The organism is Micromonospora ferruginea, from assembly GCF_013694245.2.
GTDB classification, from domain to species: domain Bacteria; phylum Actinomycetota; class Actinomycetes; order Mycobacteriales; family Micromonosporaceae; genus Micromonospora; species Micromonospora robiginosa.
In genome coordinates this window covers 2,029,925-2,045,687 of record NZ_CP059322.2, presented here as the reverse complement: position 1 = coordinate 2,045,687, position 15,763 = coordinate 2,029,925, and the positions used below count along the sequence as shown (strand labels likewise).

General features: G+C 73.0%; 17 protein-coding genes and 1 pseudogene. 7 read left to right on the top strand and 11 right to left on the bottom strand.

Annotated features, from left to right (window positions below; all coding sequences use genetic code 11):
- Nucleotides 1-176: 176 nt before the first annotated feature.
- Nucleotides 177-1,082, bottom strand: a pseudogene (locus tag H1D33_RS09005) (SDR family NAD(P)-dependent oxidoreductase); the annotation flags it as partial.
- Complete coding sequence (locus H1D33_RS09000; protein ID WP_181568503.1) at nt 1,075-2,574, bottom strand: flavin-containing monooxygenase; 1,500 nt, start codon at nt 2,572-2,574, stop codon at nt 1,075-1,077. The gene H1D33_RS09000 and the pseudogene H1D33_RS09005, both read right to left, overlap by 8 nt.
- Before the next feature lie 116 nt (nt 2,575-2,690).
- Here H1D33_RS09000 and H1D33_RS08995 point away from each other — a divergent pair, with 116 nt between their 5' ends.
- Nucleotides 2,691-3,362, top strand: coding sequence for a TetR/AcrR family transcriptional regulator (locus H1D33_RS08995; RefSeq protein ID WP_181568504.1), 672 nt, complete (start codon nt 2,691-2,693; stop codon nt 3,360-3,362).
- Here the strand turns inward: H1D33_RS08995 and H1D33_RS08990 are convergent.
- A complete protein-coding gene (locus tag H1D33_RS08990; protein ID WP_181568505.1) occupies nt 3,346-3,801 on the bottom strand; it encodes a hypothetical protein in 456 nt (151 codons plus the stop codon). The genes H1D33_RS08995 and H1D33_RS08990 overlap by 17 nt on opposite strands.
- The gene (locus tag H1D33_RS08985; RefSeq protein ID WP_181568506.1) at nt 3,801-4,280 is read right to left on the bottom strand and encodes a hypothetical protein; all 480 of its coding nucleotides are present in this window, start codon (nt 4,278-4,280) and stop codon (nt 3,801-3,803) included. The genes H1D33_RS08990 and H1D33_RS08985 overlap by 1 nt, the downstream gene beginning before the upstream one ends.
- Nucleotides 4,281-4,324: 44 nt before the next feature.
- Between H1D33_RS08985 and H1D33_RS08980 the strand changes: the two genes are divergently transcribed.
- Nucleotides 4,325-5,308 carry a helix-turn-helix transcriptional regulator gene (locus tag H1D33_RS08980; protein WP_181568507.1) on the top strand — a complete coding sequence of 328 codons (984 nt, stop codon included), beginning with the start codon at nt 4,325-4,327 and terminating at the stop codon, nt 5,306-5,308.
- Nucleotides 5,309-5,322: 14 nt separating this feature from the next.
- Here the strand turns inward: H1D33_RS08980 and H1D33_RS08975 are convergent, their stop codons facing one another.
- The 6 genes from H1D33_RS08975 to H1D33_RS08950 all read right to left on the bottom strand — a co-directional run bounded on the left by H1D33_RS08975 (nt 5,323) and on the right by H1D33_RS08950 (nt 11,769).
- Complete coding sequence (locus tag H1D33_RS08975) at nt 5,323-5,583, bottom strand: hypothetical protein (RefSeq protein WP_246411515.1); 261 nt, start codon at nt 5,581-5,583, stop codon at nt 5,323-5,325.
- 173 nt (nt 5,584-5,756) lie between these two features.
- Nucleotides 5,757-6,815 (bottom strand): ABC transporter ATP-binding protein, encoded by a 1,059-nt coding sequence (locus tag H1D33_RS08970; protein WP_181568508.1) that lies wholly within the window; start codon nt 6,813-6,815, stop codon nt 5,757-5,759.
- Complete coding sequence (locus H1D33_RS08965; protein WP_181568509.1) at nt 6,812-7,864, bottom strand: ABC transporter ATP-binding protein; 1,053 nt, start codon at nt 7,862-7,864, stop codon at nt 6,812-6,814. The genes H1D33_RS08970 and H1D33_RS08965 overlap by 4 nt, the downstream gene beginning before the upstream one ends.
- Before the next feature lie 15 nt (nt 7,865-7,879).
- Nucleotides 7,880-8,869 carry an ABC transporter permease gene (locus tag H1D33_RS08960; RefSeq protein WP_181568510.1) on the bottom strand — a complete coding sequence of 330 codons (990 nt, stop codon included), beginning with the start codon at nt 8,867-8,869 and terminating at the stop codon, nt 7,880-7,882.
- Nucleotides 8,870-8,930: 61 nt separating this feature from the next.
- The gene (locus H1D33_RS08955) at nt 8,931-10,676 is read right to left on the bottom strand and encodes an ABC transporter substrate-binding protein (RefSeq protein WP_181568511.1); all 1,746 of its coding nucleotides are present in this window, start codon (nt 10,674-10,676) and stop codon (nt 8,931-8,933) included.
- 61 nt (nt 10,677-10,737) lie between these two features.
- Nucleotides 10,738-11,769, bottom strand: a complete 1,032-nt coding sequence (locus H1D33_RS08950; RefSeq protein ID WP_181568512.1) for an ABC transporter permease — start codon at nt 11,767-11,769, stop codon at nt 10,738-10,740.
- A gap of 408 nt (nt 11,770-12,177) precedes the next feature.
- On the opposite strand from H1D33_RS08950, the gene H1D33_RS08945 reads away from it, so the two are divergent.
- The 4 genes from H1D33_RS08945 (at nt 12,178) to H1D33_RS08930 (ending at nt 14,220) form a co-directional block, all read left to right on the top strand.
- Nucleotides 12,178-12,588, top strand: coding sequence for an SSI family serine proteinase inhibitor (locus H1D33_RS08945; protein WP_181568513.1), 411 nt, complete (start codon nt 12,178-12,180; stop codon nt 12,586-12,588).
- 132 nt (nt 12,589-12,720) lie between these two features.
- On the top strand, nt 12,721-13,545 hold the full coding sequence (locus H1D33_RS08940) for a pentapeptide repeat-containing protein (RefSeq protein ID WP_307755424.1): 825 nt from the start codon (nt 12,721-12,723) through the stop codon (nt 13,543-13,545).
- A 141-nt stretch (nt 13,546-13,686) separates the two neighbouring features.
- Nucleotides 13,687-13,923 (top strand): preprotein translocase YidC, encoded by a 237-nt coding sequence (locus tag H1D33_RS08935; protein ID WP_181568515.1) that lies wholly within the window; start codon nt 13,687-13,689, stop codon nt 13,921-13,923.
- Nucleotides 13,924-13,959: 36 nt separating this feature from the next.
- Nucleotides 13,960-14,220 (top strand): hypothetical protein, encoded by a 261-nt coding sequence (locus H1D33_RS08930; protein ID WP_091056529.1) that lies wholly within the window; start codon nt 13,960-13,962, stop codon nt 14,218-14,220.
- Here H1D33_RS08930 and rnhA read toward each other — a convergent pair.
- Nucleotides 14,139-14,711: a ribonuclease HI gene (gene rnhA, locus H1D33_RS08925; protein ID WP_181568516.1), complete on the bottom strand. Its 573-nt coding sequence runs from the start codon at nt 14,709-14,711 to the stop codon at nt 14,139-14,141. The genes H1D33_RS08930 and rnhA overlap by 82 nt on opposite strands.
- Nucleotides 14,712-14,987: 276 nt before the next feature.
- On the opposite strand from rnhA, the gene H1D33_RS08920 reads away from it, so the two are divergent.
- Nucleotides 14,988-15,761 (top strand): tyrosine-protein phosphatase, encoded by a 774-nt coding sequence (locus tag H1D33_RS08920; RefSeq protein ID WP_181568517.1) that lies wholly within the window; start codon nt 14,988-14,990, stop codon nt 15,759-15,761.
- The last annotated feature ends 2 nt before the right edge of the window (nt 15,762-15,763 follow it).

Below are 15,763 nucleotides of genomic sequence, written 5' to 3'. Positions count from 1 at the left end.
GGCCGCACGCCCGCCCCGGGCTCCGGCTCGCCGGGCACGCCCACGGCCGGGCCGGCGCCGACCCGCGCGGCGGACCCGGCACCCGGGCCCGTCTCGGCGGACGCGGCACGCGCAACCGGCGCGACGGCCGCCGCACCCGGGTTTGTCTCGGCGGACGCCGCACGCGCGGCGGACGCCGCACCCGGGCCCGGCGTGGCGGACGCCCCACCGGGAGCCGGCTCGGCGGACGCCGCACGGGGGGCCGGTACGCGGGCCGGGCGGGAGCGCATGCCCAGCGCCAGCACCCGGCCGTAGCCGGCGGGGGCGATCCGGGCGAGCAGGTCGGGCAGCTTCGCCGACCAGCCGATCAGCACCCGGCCGCGACGCCGCCGCGCGCCGTTCAGGATCGCCTCGGCGGCGGTCGCCGGGTCGATGGTGAGCAGCTTCTCGAACTGCCGGCGGCCGGCCTCGTACTCGGCGACCGGCACGCCGCTGCCGACCCGGGCGCTGGCCGCGATGCGGGTCCGGATGCCGCCGGGGTGCACCGACGTCACGCCGATCCCGTCGTCGACCAGCTCGTGCCGCAACGCCTCGGTGAACCCGCGCACGGCGAACTTGCTGGCCGAGTAGGCGGCCTGCCCGGCGGGGGCGATCAGGCCGAACAGGCTGGACACGTTGACCAGGTGGGCGCCGGGCTCGGCCTTGAGCGCGGGCAGCAGCGCGTGGGTCAGCCGCACCACCGCCCGGAAGTTGATCTCGATGACCCAGAGGAACTCGTCCAGGGTGACCTGGTCGAACCGGCCGCCGAGCGCGACACCGGCGTTGTTGACCAGCAGCCGGATCCGGGGGTGGGCGCGGTGGATCTCGGCGGCGACCCGGTCGGTGGCCTCGGCGTCGGCGAGGTCCACCACGTGGGTGTCGATCTCGCGCGGCAGGTGCCGGGCGCGGATCGACTCGACCACCGCGGCCAGTCCCTCGGCGTCGCGGTCGATCAGGACCAGGTCGCAGCCGCGCCGGGCCAGGCCGTCGGCCAACGCCGCGCCGATGCCGCTGGCGGCGCCGGTGAGCACCGCGACGCCGCCGGGGAACTCGAGGTCACGCATCGGAACCTCCGGAGGTGGCCGCCGCCGCGGTGGCGGGCGCGCCGGCCCGGGCGAACCGTACGCCGTCGGTGAGCGGCCCGTGCCGCATCAGGCGTACGTCCCGGGGATAGTTCTGGTGCAGCCGCCACGGCGCGTGCGGCCCCTGCTTGGGCAACTGGTCGACGGCGCGCAGCACGTAGCCGGACTTCAGGTCGATGATCGGCACCAGGTCGTCGGTGTGCGGGGCGACCGGGGTGACGATCTGCTGCCCGGTGTCGTCGAGGTGGCGCAGCAACCGGCAGACGTACGTGGCGACCAGGTCGGCCTTCAACGTCCAGGAGGCGTTGGTGTAGCCGATCGTCATGGCGAAGTTCGGCACGCCGGAGAGCATCATGCCCTTGTAGGCGATGGTGGCGGCCAGGTCGACGTCCGCGCCGTCGACGCTCAGTGTCATGCCGCCGAGCGCGAGCAGGTTGAGGCCGGTGGCGGTGACCACCACGTCGGCCGGCAGCTCGTCGCCGGAGGCGAGGCGGATGCCGTGCGCGGTGAACGTGTCGATGGTGTCGGTCACCACCGAGGCGCGTCCCTCGGCCAGCGCGGTGAACAGGTCGCCGTCCGGCACCACGCACAGCCGCTGGTCCCAGGGGTCGTAGCGGGGCGAGAAGTGCCTGTCGACGTCGTACCCGATGGGGAGCCGGCCCTTCGCGGCCCGCCGCAGGAACCGCTTCACCAGGCCGGGCGCGCGCCGGCTGAGCTGGAAGTTGGCCACGCCGAGCGCGACGTTCTTCCACCGGGCCACCGCGTAGGCGGCCTTCGGGGGCAGCCAGCGCCGAGCGGCGTCGGCGAAGGCGTCACGTGAGGGCAGCGAGATCACGTACGTCGGTGAGCGCTGGAGCATGGTGACGTGGGCGGCGGTGTGGGCCATGGCCGGGACCAGGGTGACCGCGGTGGCGCCGCTGCCGATCACCACCACCCGCCGGCCGGTGACGTCGAGCCCCTCCGGCCAGTGCTGCGGGTGCACCAGCGTGCCGGCATAGCGCTCGACGCCGGGCAGCCGGGGCGTGTAGCCCTCGTCGTAGCGGTAGTAGCCGGAGTTGGTGAACAGGAACGCGCAGGTCAGCGTCGTGTCCTCGCCGGTGTCGTCGCGGTGTGCGTGCACCGTCCAGCGGGCGGTCGCGCTGTCCCACTCGGCGCGCGTCACCCGGTGGTGGAAGCGGATGTGCTCCTGCACGCCGTATTCCCGGGCGGTCTCGCGCACGTAGCGGCGGATCGACTCGCCGTCGGCGATGGCCTTCGGGTCGGTCCACGGCTTGAACGAGTAGCCGAGCGTGTACATGTCCGAGTCGGAGCGGACGCCCGGGTAGCGGAACAGGTCCCAGGTGCCGCCGATCGCGCCCCGCGCCTCCAGCACCGCGTAGGTCTTGCCGGGACACTCGCGTCCCAGGTGGACGGCGGCGCCGACGCCGGACAGGCCGGCGCCGACGATGAGGACGTCGACGTGGTCGGAGGCCATGGCTTCTCCCGTTCTCCCCCGGCGGTGGACCGGACACTATCCACCGCCCTCGACCACAGTCAACACCCTGTCGAGTCCGATCGACAGGGTGTTGAGCGGGTGTAGCATCGGCCGACATGAGCCCCGCCCGTACGCCGACCGGCGCCGCGCCGACGCGCGGACGGCGGGCCGGCCGCTCCACCGGCGACGACCGGGAGGGGGCGATCCTGGCCACCGCCGAACGGCTGCTGCGCGAGCGCGCCTTCGGCGACATCTCCATCGACGACCTGGCCCGGGGCGCGGGCATCTCCCGGCCCACCTTCTACTTCTACTTCCCGTCCAAGGACGCGGTGCTGCTCACCCTGCTCGACCGGGTGACCGAGGAGGCCGACGCCGCCGCCGGCGACGTGCTGGACCGGCTCGCCGAGGACCCGCGCGCCCGGTGGCGGGAGCTGATCGCCCGGTTCCACGCCACCTTCGGCGGCCACCGGGACGTGGTGCTGGCCTGCGCCCAGGTGCGCGGCACCAACGCCGAGGTCCGCCGGCTCTGGGCCGAGGTGCTCGAACGCTGGGTCCGCGCGGTCCAGGCCGCGATCGAGCTGGAACGCGCCCGCGGCGCGGCCCCGGACGGGCTGCCCGCCCGGGACCTCGCCATCGCGCTGAACTCGATGAACGAGCGCGTCTGGTACGCGACGTTCGCCGGCGACGGGCCGGCGGTGGCCGAGCGGGACGTGGTCGACGTGCTGCTCGACGTCTGGCTGACCGCGATCTACCGCACCGCCACGCCCCCGGTCACGCCGCCCGGGTGAACTCCATGATCCAATTGGTCTCCCAGGTGCGCTCGCCGTCGGTGGAGAACGCCTGCTCCCAGCGGCAGGAGGTCGCGGTGATCGCCGACCAGACGAACCGGCAGCGCACCGGCCGCCCCTCGTCGGAGTCGTCGGCGTGGAACGTGCCCACGCCGTCGGCGAAGCCGCCCACCACCGGCGGCACCTCCAGCACCCCACGGCGGCTGTTCATCCAGTAGATCGACCACAGCCCGGTCGCCGGGTCGCGCAGGCGCACGGTGGAGCCGGCGAAGCCCCGGGTCGGGAAGCGGATCTCGTCGAAGCTGCCGGCGCCGTCGAAGAACGACCGGGCCTCGCTGACGCCGGGGAACTCGTCCCAGTCGTCGCTGCCCACGTGGCGCTCGCGCAGCCGCCGGTTGGTCACGTCCCAGGTGCCGACGAAGAAGTCGAAGTCGCCCATCAGCGGCCCACCGGCCCCTCGGCGCGGGTGTCGGCCAGGTAGCCTGCCAGGTCGGGCCGGTCCGGCGCGAGCAGATGCCGGACCCAGGCGGCGCGCTCGTGCTCCAGCACGCCCAGCTCCCACACGCAGCCCACGCCGGGCCGGGTCAGGTCGACGAAGTGCGCCGGGTCGTCGTCCGGGCAGTCCAGCGCCGGCTGCCCGGCGATCGCGATCCGGCACTCGACCACGTTGTCGAAGAACCAGCTGTACGCCAGCAGGTACGCCCCGGTGTCCGCGCCCCGGTGCAGCACCACCCAGCTCGCCGGCGGGGTACCGCCGCCGTCCGGGCCGGGCAGCAGCGCCGGCAGGTACGCGTACGCGGCGTCGACCACCTCCGGTTCGAGGCGGCGTTCCGGCTGGTCGATGTGGTAGCGCTTGACGTGTCGGCCGGCGACCTCGACGGTTCCCGGCACGGTCAGCTCCTTGTCGTGAAAGGCCATGCCGGGACGCTAGGACCCCTTCCCTGACAGCTAGTGTCAGCAGAATGCGGGCCAGTCGACTCCTGTCCATCCTGCTGCTCCTGCAGGCCCACGGCCGGCTCACCGCCGCCGACCTGGCCACCCGCCTCGAGGTGTCGACCCGCACCGTCTACCGGGACGTCGAGGCGCTGCACGCCGCCGGCATCCCGCTCTACGGGGAGGCCGGACACGCCGGCGGCTACCGGCTGGTCGAGGGGTGGCGTACCCGGTTGACCGGGCTCACCGGCGAGGAGGCCGACCGGCTGCTCTTCGCCGGGCTCCCCGGGCCGGCCGCCGAACTGGGCTACCAGTCGGTCGTGGCGGCCGTGCAGCTCAAGCTGCGTGCCGCGCTACCGGCCCCGCTCGCCGACCGGGCGGCCCGGCTGGAGCAGCGGTTCCACCTGGACACGCCGGGCTGGTATTCGGACGGTGACCCGTCACCGCACCTGGCCGCGGCGGCCGAGGCGGTGTGGCGGGAGCATCGGGTACGGGTCCGCTACCGCAGTTGGCGCGGCGAGGTGACCCGGATGCTGGAGCCGTACGGGCTGGTGCTCAAAGGTGGCCGCTGGTATGTGGTCGCGGCCCGCCCGGACCGGGCCGAGCCGGCCACCTACCGGGTCAACCAGATCCTCGACCTCACCGCGCTGGACGAGCCGTTCGACCGGCCGGAGTTCGACCTGCCGGCGTGGTGGCGGGCGCACGTGACGGCGTTCCGGGCCGGGCTGCACCGCGACGAGGCCACCATCCGGCTCTCCCCGCACGGGCGGGAACGGCTCCGCGAGATCGGCAGCGACGTGGTGGTCGCCGCCGTCGACGCGACCGCAGGTCCGCCCGACGCGGCCGGCTGGGTGCGGGCGGTCCTGCCGATCGAGTCGCTCACCCACGCGCACGGCGACCTGCTGCGGCTCGGCGCCGACGTGGAGGTCCTCTCCCCCGCCGCGCTCCGCGACAGGCTGGCCGGGACCGCCGCCGCGCTCGCCGCGCTCTACCACCGGCCGCCGGCCGCCTGATCGGCGGCGCGGGGTCAGGCGCGCGGCGCGGACCCGGGGCGCTCGGGCTCCTCGGCGGTCGCCTCGCGCGGCCCGGTGGCGTCGCGCGGCTCGTCGTGCAGGTCACGCAGGGCGTCGGCGAGCTGCGCGTCGGCGGCGTCGCCGGCGCCCCACCACCGCCGGGCCAGCTCGACGGTGCGGCCGAGGCTGTCCTCGCCCGGCCGCTCGACCCGCAGCTCGGCGCGCATGATGCGCAGGAAGGCCACGGTCACGGCGTCGGACTCATCGGCGATCATGCCCGTACCCTAACCACCGGGTACGACGACGCCGCGGCCCGGTGGGGCACCGGCCGGTGGGCGGCGAAATGCTGCTGACGGGCCCGCGATGCCTTCCGACGCGTGGGGCGCCGTTCAGATGCACGCGCCGCGCCACCATGTCCTCCCTGCCGCCATCAGCCGCCACCGTCGCATCATCGTGACCTGGTCCGCGTGTCGTCGTCGGATTTTCCGCCACCCGCCTGCGCGGGTTCGCCGGTCGGGAGTCCGACCGGTCCGTTCTCGGGGTGGTGACAGGCGGTGAGTTGGGTGCCGCCGTCGCGGGTGGTGAGTGCGGGTGTCTCGGTGGCGCAGTGGTCGGTGGCTTTCCAGCAGCGGGTGCGGAAGCGGCAGCCTGAGGGTGGGTCGAGGGGGGTGGGGACGTCGCCGGTGAGGCGGATGCGGCCGGCGGGTCCGAGGGTGGTGACGTCCGGGATGGCCGACAGCAGGGCTCGGGTGTAGGGGTGTTGTGGTCGGGTGTAGATGGCGTCGCGGTCACCGATCTCGACGATGGTGCCGAGGTACATGACGGCGACGCGGTGGGAGAAGTGGCGGATGACGGCGAGGTCGTGGGCGATGAACACGAAGGCCAGGTCCAGGTCGCGTTGCAGGTCGCGTAGCAGGTTGATGACCTGGGCCTGGATGGAGACGTCGAGGGCGGAGACGGGTTCGTCGGCGACGATGAGTTTGGGTTTCAACGCGAGGGCGCGGGCGATGCCGATGCGTTGGCGTTGTCCGCCGGAGAACTCGTGCGGGTAGCGGTTGTAGTGCTCGGGGTTGAGCCCGACCAGTTCCAGCAGTTCCTGCACGCGGTGTTTCACGCCGCCGGGTGGGGTGATGTTGTTGACCTGCAACGGCATGGCCACGATCCGCCCGACGGTGTGGCGGGGGTTCAGCGACGCGTAGGGGTCCTGGAAGATGATCTGCAGGTCCTGCCGCAGTGACCGCAGGTCACGGCGGCCGGCGTGGGTGATGTCGCGGCCGGCGAAGGTGATCGTCCCGCTCGTGGGTTCCAGCAGCCGCACCAGCATCCGCCCGGTGGTGGTCTTGCCGCACCCGGACTCCCCCACCAGCCCGAGGGTTTCGCCGGGGCGCACGTCGAAGTCCAGCCCGTCGACCGCCCGCACCACCGCCCTGCCCCGGAAGCCTTGGCGGACCGGGAAGTGTTTGGTCAGCCCCCGCACCGACAGCAGCGGCTCGGTCTCGACACTCATCGGGCCACTCCCGTCTGCGCGACGTCCTGCTGGTAGATCAGCTCCCGCTTGGCGACCGGCAGGTGGCAGGCCACCCGGTGCCCCGACTGCCCCGCGTCGCGCAGCTCGGGCACCTGCGTGCGGGAGCGGTCGCCGTTGACGTCGGCGTAGCGGCAACGCGGGTGAAACGCACACCCCGACGGCAGATTGATCAACGACGGCGGATTACCCGGGATCGGCACCAGGTCCGCGTCCGCGTCACCGTGCAACGACGGCACGCTCGACAACAACCCCCAGGTGTACGGATGCTGCGGCGCCCGCAACACCTGCCCGACGCTGCCCTGCTCCACCGCCCGCCCCCCGTACATGACCAGCACGTCGTCGGCCACCTGCGCCACCACACCCAGATCGTGGGTGATCAGGATGATCGCCGAGCGGAACTCCTCCTGCAGATCCGCCAACAGATCCAGGATCTGCGCCTGCACCGTCACGTCCAGAGCGGTGGTCGGCTCGTCGGCGATCAGCAGATCGGGGTCGTTGACCAGGGCCATCGCGATCATCGCCCGCTGCCGCATCCCACCGGAGAACTCGTGCGGATACTGCTCGAACCGCTTCGCCGGCTGCGGGATGCCCACCCGCTGCAGCATGTCCACCGCCCGGGTCCGGGCCTCCCGCTTCCCGGCCTTCGGATGATGCACCCGGTACGCCTCGGCGATCTGCCGCCCCACCGAGTAGTACGGATGCAACGCCGACAACGGATCCTGGAAGATCATCGCCATGTCCCGACCCCGCAACCGCCGCACCTCCTCCTCGGGCAGCCCGACGAGCTGACGACCCCCGACGCTGATCTCCCCCGACACGTCCGCCCGCCTGGAGTTGTGCAACCCGAGGATCGCCAGCGACGTCACGCTCTTGCCCGAACCGGACTCCCCCACGATCCCGAGCGTGCGGCCCCGCTCCACCGCGAACGACACCCCGTCCACGGCCCGCACCACACCGTCCTCGGTGTCGAACCGCACCCGCAGGTCGCTGACCCGCAGGTACGGATCCCGCGACGACGACTCCACCATGTCCACTCCTCCCTCTCAGCTCAGCCGGACCCGTGGGTCGATCACCGCGTACAGCACGTCGACGACGATGTTGGCGACCACGATGAACACCGCCGCCAGCAGCACGGTCGCCATCACCACCGGCAGGTTGAGGAACTGCACCGCCTCCACGGTGGCCTTGCCGAGACCCTGGAGACCGAAGATGGTCTCGGTGATGAACGTGCCGCCGAGGCTGGACCCGATGTCCAGCCCGGCGATGGTGACGATCGGGGTGATCGCCGCGCGCAACGCGTGCCGGGTGTGCACCTGCCGGGCGGAGAGGCCCTTGGCCCGGGCGGTGCGGACGAAGTCCTCCGACAGCGTCTCCAACATCTGGGCCCGGGACAGCCGGGCGTAGAGCGCCGAGTTGAGGAACCCCAACGTCATCCAGGGCAGCACCAGACCCTCCGCCCAGCGGACCGGGTCGTCGGTCAGCGGGGTGTAGCTGGGGAACGGCAGCAGCCCGGTGGAGTAGACCAGCAGGTAGAGCAGGATCAGACCGAAGAAGTAGACCTGCATGGACGCCCCGGCGAGCGTGACGCCGATGGCGGCGCGGTCGAACGCCGTACCCCGGCGCAGCGCCGACACCATGCCCAACGAGACGCCCAGGGCCAGCCAGAGCACGGCCCCGCCGAGGACGATGCTGAACGTCACCGGGGCGCGCTGCACGATGATCTCGGTGACCGGCTGGTTGTTGCGGAACGAGTAGCCCAGGCAGGGCGCCGGGCAGTCCTGGCGGAAGTCGCCGTCGCCGTAGCTGCGTCCGACGAACACCCCCTGGACGAAGTCGGCGTACTGGCGCGGCAGCGGCCGGTCGATGCCGAGCCGGCGCTCGACCTGGGCGATGTCGGCGGCGGTGCAGTTCTTGCCGCACATCACCTTCGCCGGACTGCTCGGCACCGCGAAGAACAGACCGAAGGTGACCAGGCTGATCACCACCAGGGTCAGGACGGCGACGAGCAGCCGCCGGACGACGAATCGGAGCACGGGACACACCTCCCCCGGACGGGGCGGGGGCGGCCGCTGCGACCGCCCCCGCCGGTGACGGTCACTTCTTCACGTAGATGCCGTTGAGCGAGATGATGCCGAACGCGTCGCTGAGGACCGCGTTGCCGACCTTCGAGCCGTACAGCTCGTAGGTGGCGTCGTAGTAGCAGGGCACCACCGGGGCGTACTCCTGCATGATGGTGCGGTCGAGCGCCATCCAGCCGGCGTCCTGCTCGGCGGCCGGCAGCGCGCGGACCCGGTCGATCTCCGCGCCGACCGACGGCTGGTTGAGGTACGACAGGTTCTGGTTGCCCTCGGCCACGATCTCCCGGCCGTCGTAGACCGGCGGGATGACGGTGGAGCCGGTGGGCCAGTCCGAGCCCCAGCCGCTGAGGTAGATGTCGTACGGGTTGTCCTTGCGGCCGATCTCGTCGTAGTAGCTGCTGTTGTCGATCGGCTTCATCACGATGTCGAAGCCCATGTCGGTGAGGTTCTTGCGCAGCGCCTCGGCCTGCTGGGTACGCAGCTCCAGGTTGGAGTGGGCGAGCACCAGCTTCGGGCGCTTGCCGGCGAGCAGCTCGGCGACCTTGGCCTTGTCCCCGGTGACTGGGGCGTTGAACAGGTCGTATGTGGCGAAGCCGGCGGTGGTGGGTGACATCAGCGTGGTGGCCGGCGAGCCGGCGGCCTGCCCACCGAGCACCTTGAGCAGCGCGTCCTTGTCCACGGCGTAGTTCAGCGCCCGCCGTACGGACAGGTCGGTGACCCGCTGGGTGTTGATGCTCAGCACCCAGTTGTACTGGGTGGGGCCCTTGGCGACGCGGTCGGCCACGCCGGCGCCGGTGGTGCGGGGCAGCACCGACGGCGGCACGTCGGACCAGCTCAGCGACGCCTGGTCGGCGGGACCGTCGGCGACCAGCCGTTCGGCGATCTGGGCCTGCTCCAGGCCGAAGGTCATCCGGATCGCGTCCGGGTAGGCGTTGCGGATCGGGTCGGTCGCCGGGTCCCAGTTCGGGTTGCGTTCCAGCTCCAGCGCCACGTCGCGCTGGTAGGACTTCACCTGGTACGGGCCGGACGAGAACGGCCGCAGGTCGTAGTTGGCCCGGGTGTCCTTGGCGGCCGGGACCGGCGCGCTGGTGGCCAGCGCGGCGGCGTACGGCAGGTCGCAGTGCGGTTGCGGGAACGTGAACCGGACGGTCCTGTCGTCGGGTGTGGTGACGCCGTCGGGCACCGGCTTGCCGCCGTCGTACGGCCCCTGGTAGCTCGCGTTGTACGCCCCGCCCGGGTAGAGCCACTGCTGGATGTAGTGCGGGCCCTCGTTGAGCGCCGGCGCGAACGACCGGGCGATCCCGTGGGCGACGTCCTTGCTGGTGACCGGCGAGCCGTCCTCGTACTTCACGCCGTCGCGGAGGGTGAACTCCCAGACCTTGCAGTCGCCGTCGACGTCCTTGCCGGGGTTGGTCGCCAGGTCGCCGACGAGCATCAGCTTGCCGGTGCCGTCCTCCCGGTAGCCGTTGAGCGCGCGGTAGAGCAGCCCGCCGGCCACCTGCTGGGTGTTGACGTAGTTGCGGGCCGGGTCGAGGTGCTCGAAGTCGGCCGGCTGCATGACGGTCAGCGTGCCGCCCCGGGCCGCGCCGTCGACCGGCTTCGCCGGGCCCTGGTTGTCGGCCGCGTCGTAGGAGATCGAGCCGCTCTGGGTCTTGGTCTTCTGGTCGTCGTCGCCGCCGCCGTCGGTGGTGGGGCTGCAACCGGCGGCGACCAGCGCCGCCGCGGCGAGGACACCGGTCAGTGTCCGGGTTCGGGTACGCACGGGGGTGCTCCTTCCTGCCCGGCGGCCCCCGCCGGCCGGGCACGTGATGGCCGGGTGGGGACTACCGGGCGGAGCGGGGATCCAGCGAGTCGCGCAGCGCGTCACCGAGCAGGTTGAACGCCAGGACCAGCAGGAAGATCGTCAGCCCGGGGAACAGGGTGTACCAGGGGTCGCTCGCGACGTAGCCGATGCTGTTGAAGATCATGCGGCCGAGGTCGGGCGTGGGTTCGGTGACGCCGATGTTGACGAAGGCCAGCGCCGCCTCGATGGCGATGAACTGGGGCACCATCAGCGAGACGGTGACCAGGATCGGCGCCCAGATGTTCGGCAGGAGCTGCCGCAGCAGGATGTGCCCGGTGCCGGCGCCGGCGGCGCGGGCCGCCTCGACGAACTCCCGTTCCCGCAGCGAGATCACCTGCCCGCGGACCAACCGGGCGGTGTAGGTCCAACTGAACAGGCCGAAGGTGGCGACGATCAGGGCCACCCGGAAGGCCGGGGACGGGGACTCCCGGTCGGAGTAGAAGCGGTCCTGCAGGATCGGGATCACCGCGAGCGCGAAGATGAGGAACGGAAACGCCAGAGTCAGGTCGATCAGCCAGTTGACGACGCTGTCCAGCCAGCCCCTGGCCCAGCCTGCGAGGACCCCCACCGCGACGCCGATGGACGACGCCAGCAACGCCGAGGCGAACGCGATGAACAACGAGGTACGCAGGCCGTAGACGAGTTGGAGCAGGATGTCGCGCCCACTTCCGGGCTCCAGCCCGAGCCAATGGTCGGCGTTGATTCCTCCGGCATATCCGATCGGCATTCCGAAATCGTTGAGCCGGTCGACGAACTTGTCGGTCGGGTCGATTCCGGTGACCCGGCCGAGCAGCGGCGCACCGAGCGCGACCAGGGCGGCGACGGCGAGCGTGACGGCGCTGGCCCGCGCCGTGCGGTCGCGCTTGAGCCGCAGCCAGGCGAGTTGGTTGGGGGACCGACCGACGATTTCCCGGCGCGCCGCGGCGGTGCCCGGCGGGGTGGTGACGATCGGGTCGCCGGCGGCCGGATCGCCGGGGGCGGTCAATGACGGTGGGTGGGAAAGGTCGCTCATGTCACGTCCTCGAGACGGGGACCGGAAACGCCTGCCATCCGACGGTAAAGCGAATCGGAACACCCGAATGAATCGTTACGGTAACGGCCGTTCCGGTTGTCGTCGGCGGGCAACGATATGGCCTACGCGCGGCATCGGCGCAATAACGGAACGATTCGGTTGTCAACCGTTCGGCCATTCGTTCCGCTGATGCGGAATGCGTTTTCCCGGGGCGCGAGCCCGGTTGTCAGCCGTTCGGGCATTCTCCGGTGCCGATGTCACACCTGTCGTCCGCACCGGCGCCGAGGTGTAACACTTCGTGACTCTTCGCGTTCACACGTTCCACCTAGGGTTCTCGGCGGCCCGGTTCGCACGACGTCCCGGGCCGTCCACCGGCCCCCACCCGGGGCCTCGACGGAAGGACCACCCATGCCCTTCACCCGACGTACCGCCGCCCTGGCCCTGGCCGCCGCGCTCGGCGGCCTCGCCGCGGTGGCCGCCCCCGGCGTCGCCGGCGCGGCGCCCCGCCCCGGCCCGGAGACGCCCTCGGTGCTGCTGCTCACCGTCGACGGCGGCGGCGCCGACGTGCGCGCCACGGTGCTGGTGTGCGGCCCCGCCGGCGGCCTGCACCCCGACCCGGTCGCGGCCTGCCGGCTCGTCGCCCGGGTCGACGGCGACCTCGACGCGCTCGACGTGGACGCCGACCCCTGCACCACGATCCACGCCCCGGTCGTCGCGCGCGCCGTCGGCGTCTGGCAGGACCGCCCGGTCCGTTACACCCACACGTTCGACAACCGCTGCCTGCTGACCCGCGCCACCGCCACCCTCTTCACCTTCTGACCCCACCCCGCCCGCACCCCACCCACCGGGTCGATCATGAAGTTGGCGTCTCTCCGGCCGGCGTGTCGCGACGGCAACTTCATGATCGCCGGGGTGGGTGGGGTGCGGGGCGGGGTGGGCGGAGAATGGGGGATGGTGCGGGTGGGGGACGGCGGGTGGGAGCTGCGGGCGGACTGCGGGCGTTGCGCCGGGGTCTGCTGCGTCGCGCCGGCGTTCGCCGCCTCGGCCGACTTCGCCATCGACAAGCCGGCCGGGCGGCCCTGCCCGAACCTGCGCGCCGACGCCCGCTGCGGCATCCACTCCGAGCTGCGGCAGCGCGGCTTCCCCGGCTGCACCGTGTTCGACTGCTTCGGCGCCGGCCAGCACCTCACCCAGGGCACCTTCGCCGGCCGTGACTGGCGTACCGATCCCGACGATGCGCGGCGGATGTTCGACACGTTCGCCGTGCTGCGGCCGCTGCACGAGCTGCTCTGGTATCTGACCGAGGCGGTGCGGATCACCCCGCCCGGCCCGCTGCGCGACGACCTGACCGCGATGCTGGACGAGACCGGCCGGCTCACCGACGGCACCCCGGAGGAACTGCTCACGGTGGACGTCGACGCCCACCGTGGCCGGGTCAACCGGCTGCTGTCGCACGCCGGCGAGCAGGCCCGCGCCGGCCGCGCCGGCCCCGACCGCCGGGGCGCGACCCTGATCGGGGTCGACCTGCGCCGCGCGACGCTGGCCGGGGCGAACCTGCGCGGCGCGATCCTGATCGGGGCGGACCTGCGCGGGGTACGCCTCGGCGCCGCCGACCTGACCGGCGCCGACCTGCGCGGGGCCGACGTGCGCGGCGCCGACCTCGGCGAGTGCCTGTTCCTGCACCAGTCCCAGCTCGACGCCGCCCGCGGCGACCACCGCACCGTCCTGCCGCCCGCCCGGCACCGCCCCACCCACTGGTCCCCGTCCCTCCCCTGACCCCCATCCCCCACCGCCCCAACCGCCCTCGCCGCCCCCACCGCTCACGTTGATCAAGGAGGGCGGCGGGGGTGGGTTTTGGTGGGGGTGGGGTGGGTAGGCGTCGGCACGGGTGGTCGAGGCGGACGAGGGGGCGAACCGATGGGATATCGGGCACGCGACGGCGAGGAACCGGTGGACCCGGCGCACGCCGAGGACGCCGCAGGTCAGGCGAAGCTGGTGCAGGTGCCGGCGGACACCGACGTGCCGGCGCCCGCGCCGGACGCGCCGCGACCGGACGAGGTGACCGAGGACGACGGGTCCGGGATGGCCGGCGGGGCCTCCGGCAGCAGTTCGGGCGGCTCGTCGATGCCGACGCATCCGGACGCGGCCCGGTGAACGTTTGCCGCCACCGGATGCGGGCAGGAGTGCGACATGACCAGTGAAGAGTCCTTCGGCCGCGCCCCCGGCGACGAGCCCGACGGCGCCACCGCGTACGAGGCGTCGCTGCGCCCGCCGGGTGAATCCCTGCACACCACGGACGACACCGGCGACGACTTCGCCGACCTGCCGGCCGAGGACCGGCGCTCGGCCCGGGAGACGAGCCGGGCGGGTTACGACGTGGACGCCGTCTCCGGCACCGCCGACCCGGCCGACGGGCCGGAGGAGATCGAGGAGGGCCGCCCGCTGCGCTGACCCGACGCCGCGCGCGGGGTGGCCGGTGCCCCGGCGCCCCGCGCCTCGGTCATCCCCCGGTTGGCCAGCGCGTCGGCGCGTTCGTTCTCCGGGTGCCCGCTGTGGCCCTTGACCCACAGCCAGGTCACGTCGTGGCGGGCGCACGCCGCCTCCAGCCGCTGCCACAGGTCGGCGTTCTTCACCGGCTGCTTCGCGGAGGTCAGCCAGCCGTTGCGCTTCCACCCGGTCAACCAGCCGGTGATGCCGTTGCGCACGTAGGTGCTGTCGGTGTGCAGCCGCACGGTGACCGGACGGGTCAGGCTCTCCAACGCCCGGATCGCGGCGGTCAACTCCATCCGGTTGTTGGTGGTGGCGGCCGCCTCGCCGCCGCACAGCTCCCGCTCACGATCGCCCCAGCGCAGCACCGTGCCCCAGCCGCCGGGACCGGGATTGCCGCTGCACGCGCCGTCGGTCCAGATCTCCACGACCCGGCCGCTCTCCGCCTCCACCATGCCGGGCAACCTACCCGGTACGCCGCCCGCGGCTACCCGCCGACCCGCCGGGCCGGCCGGCGCACGGGCCACCTCGGGACCACCGACACCGGCGCAGGAGGCTCGTCCCCCGGTCCCGGCCGGCGTCGACCGTCCGTCGGGCGTTCACCCCGGTCTGCGCCGCGACGGCGCGCGGCCCGACGTGCCGGGCGCCGACCGGCGGCCCGCCCGTCCACCACCTCCACCCCCGCCCCGGCGGGACCGCGGGCCGCGCGCCGTCCGGCTACGGTGCGGACCATGACCGCACCCCCGCAGTTCAGCACCCTGTGCAACTTCCGGGACCTGGGCGGCTGGCGCACGGCCGACGGCCGCACCGTCGCCCGGGGCCGGCTCTACCGCTCCGACTCGCTGGCCAAGCTGGCCGGCGACGACCTGGCCCGGTTCGCCGCGCTCGGCATCCGCACCGTGATCGACCTGCGCTACCCGTGGGAGATCGCCGACCGCGGCCGGGCACCGGAGAGCCTCGGCGTGACCTGGCACAACCTGAGCATCGAGCACCGCCCCTACGTGCAGGCCGACATCGACCCGGACGTGGACCCGTGGCGCTACCTGGCCGACCGGTACGCCGAGGTGGCCGAGGACGGCGTGGTGGAGCTGCGCCGGGCGTTGGAGGTGATCGCCGACGGGGAACACCCGCTGGTGTTCCACTGTGCCTCCGGCAAGGACCGCACCGGGCTGCTCGCCGCGCTGGTGCTGGCCCTGCTCGGGGTGGACGAGGACCGGATCGCGACGGACTTCGCGCTGACCGAGCGGGCCACCGGCCGGCTGGTCGACGAGTGGCGCGAGCGCAACGGCGGCGCGACACCGGGCTGGCCCGCGTACGGGCGGGCGCCGGCCGAGCTGATCCGGCTGGTGCTGGCCGAGCTGGTCGCGGCGCACGGCTCGGTGCGCGGCTACGTCACCGGGCGCCTCGGCGTCGGCGAGGACACGATCGCCGCGCTGCGCGACCGGCTGCTCACCGACGACGAAAAACCGCACGACGACGACGCCTCCCTCTGGCAGGCTCCCTGATC

What these genes read in the sequence shown, in the direction of transcription:
- H1D33_RS08965 (WP_181568509.1), bottom strand. Translation starts at nt 7,864, where the DNA reads ATGGTGGAGTCGTCGTCGCGGGATCCGTACCTGCGGGTCAGCGACCTG.
- rnhA (WP_181568516.1), bottom strand. Translation starts at nt 14,711, where the DNA reads ATGGTGGAGGCGGAGAGCGGCCGGGTCGTGGAGATCTGGACCGACGGC.
- H1D33_RS08975 (WP_246411515.1), bottom strand. Translation starts at nt 5,583, where the DNA reads ATGATCGCCGATGAGTCCGACGCCGTGACCGTGGCCTTCCTGCGCATC.
- H1D33_RS08920 (WP_181568517.1), top strand. Translation starts at nt 14,988, where the DNA reads ATGACCGCACCCCCGCAGTTCAGCACCCTGTGCAACTTCCGGGACCTG.
- H1D33_RS08990 (WP_181568505.1), bottom strand. Translation starts at nt 3,801, where the DNA reads ATGGGCGACTTCGACTTCTTCGTCGGCACCTGGGACGTGACCAACCGG.
- H1D33_RS08935 (WP_181568515.1), top strand. Translation starts at nt 13,687, where the DNA reads ATGGGATATCGGGCACGCGACGGCGAGGAACCGGTGGACCCGGCGCAC.
- H1D33_RS08985 (WP_181568506.1), bottom strand. Translation starts at nt 4,280, where the DNA reads ATGGCCTTTCACGACAAGGAGCTGACCGTGCCGGGAACCGTCGAGGTC.
- H1D33_RS08930 (WP_091056529.1), top strand. Translation starts at nt 13,960, where the DNA reads ATGACCAGTGAAGAGTCCTTCGGCCGCGCCCCCGGCGACGAGCCCGAC.
- H1D33_RS09000 (WP_181568503.1), bottom strand. Translation starts at nt 2,574, where the DNA reads ATGGCCTCCGACCACGTCGACGTCCTCATCGTCGGCGCCGGCCTGTCC.
- H1D33_RS08950 (WP_181568512.1), bottom strand. Translation starts at nt 11,769, where the DNA reads ATGAGCGACCTTTCCCACCCACCGTCATTGACCGCCCCCGGCGATCCG.
- H1D33_RS08940 (WP_307755424.1), top strand. Translation starts at nt 12,721, where the DNA reads ATGGTGCGGGTGGGGGACGGCGGGTGGGAGCTGCGGGCGGACTGCGGG.
- H1D33_RS08995 (WP_181568504.1), top strand. Translation starts at nt 2,691, where the DNA reads ATGAGCCCCGCCCGTACGCCGACCGGCGCCGCGCCGACGCGCGGACGG.
- H1D33_RS08970 (WP_181568508.1), bottom strand. Translation starts at nt 6,815, where the DNA reads ATGAGTGTCGAGACCGAGCCGCTGCTGTCGGTGCGGGGGCTGACCAAA.
- H1D33_RS08980 (WP_181568507.1), top strand. Translation starts at nt 4,325, where the DNA reads ATGCGGGCCAGTCGACTCCTGTCCATCCTGCTGCTCCTGCAGGCCCAC.
- H1D33_RS08945 (WP_181568513.1), top strand. Translation starts at nt 12,178, where the DNA reads ATGCCCTTCACCCGACGTACCGCCGCCCTGGCCCTGGCCGCCGCGCTC.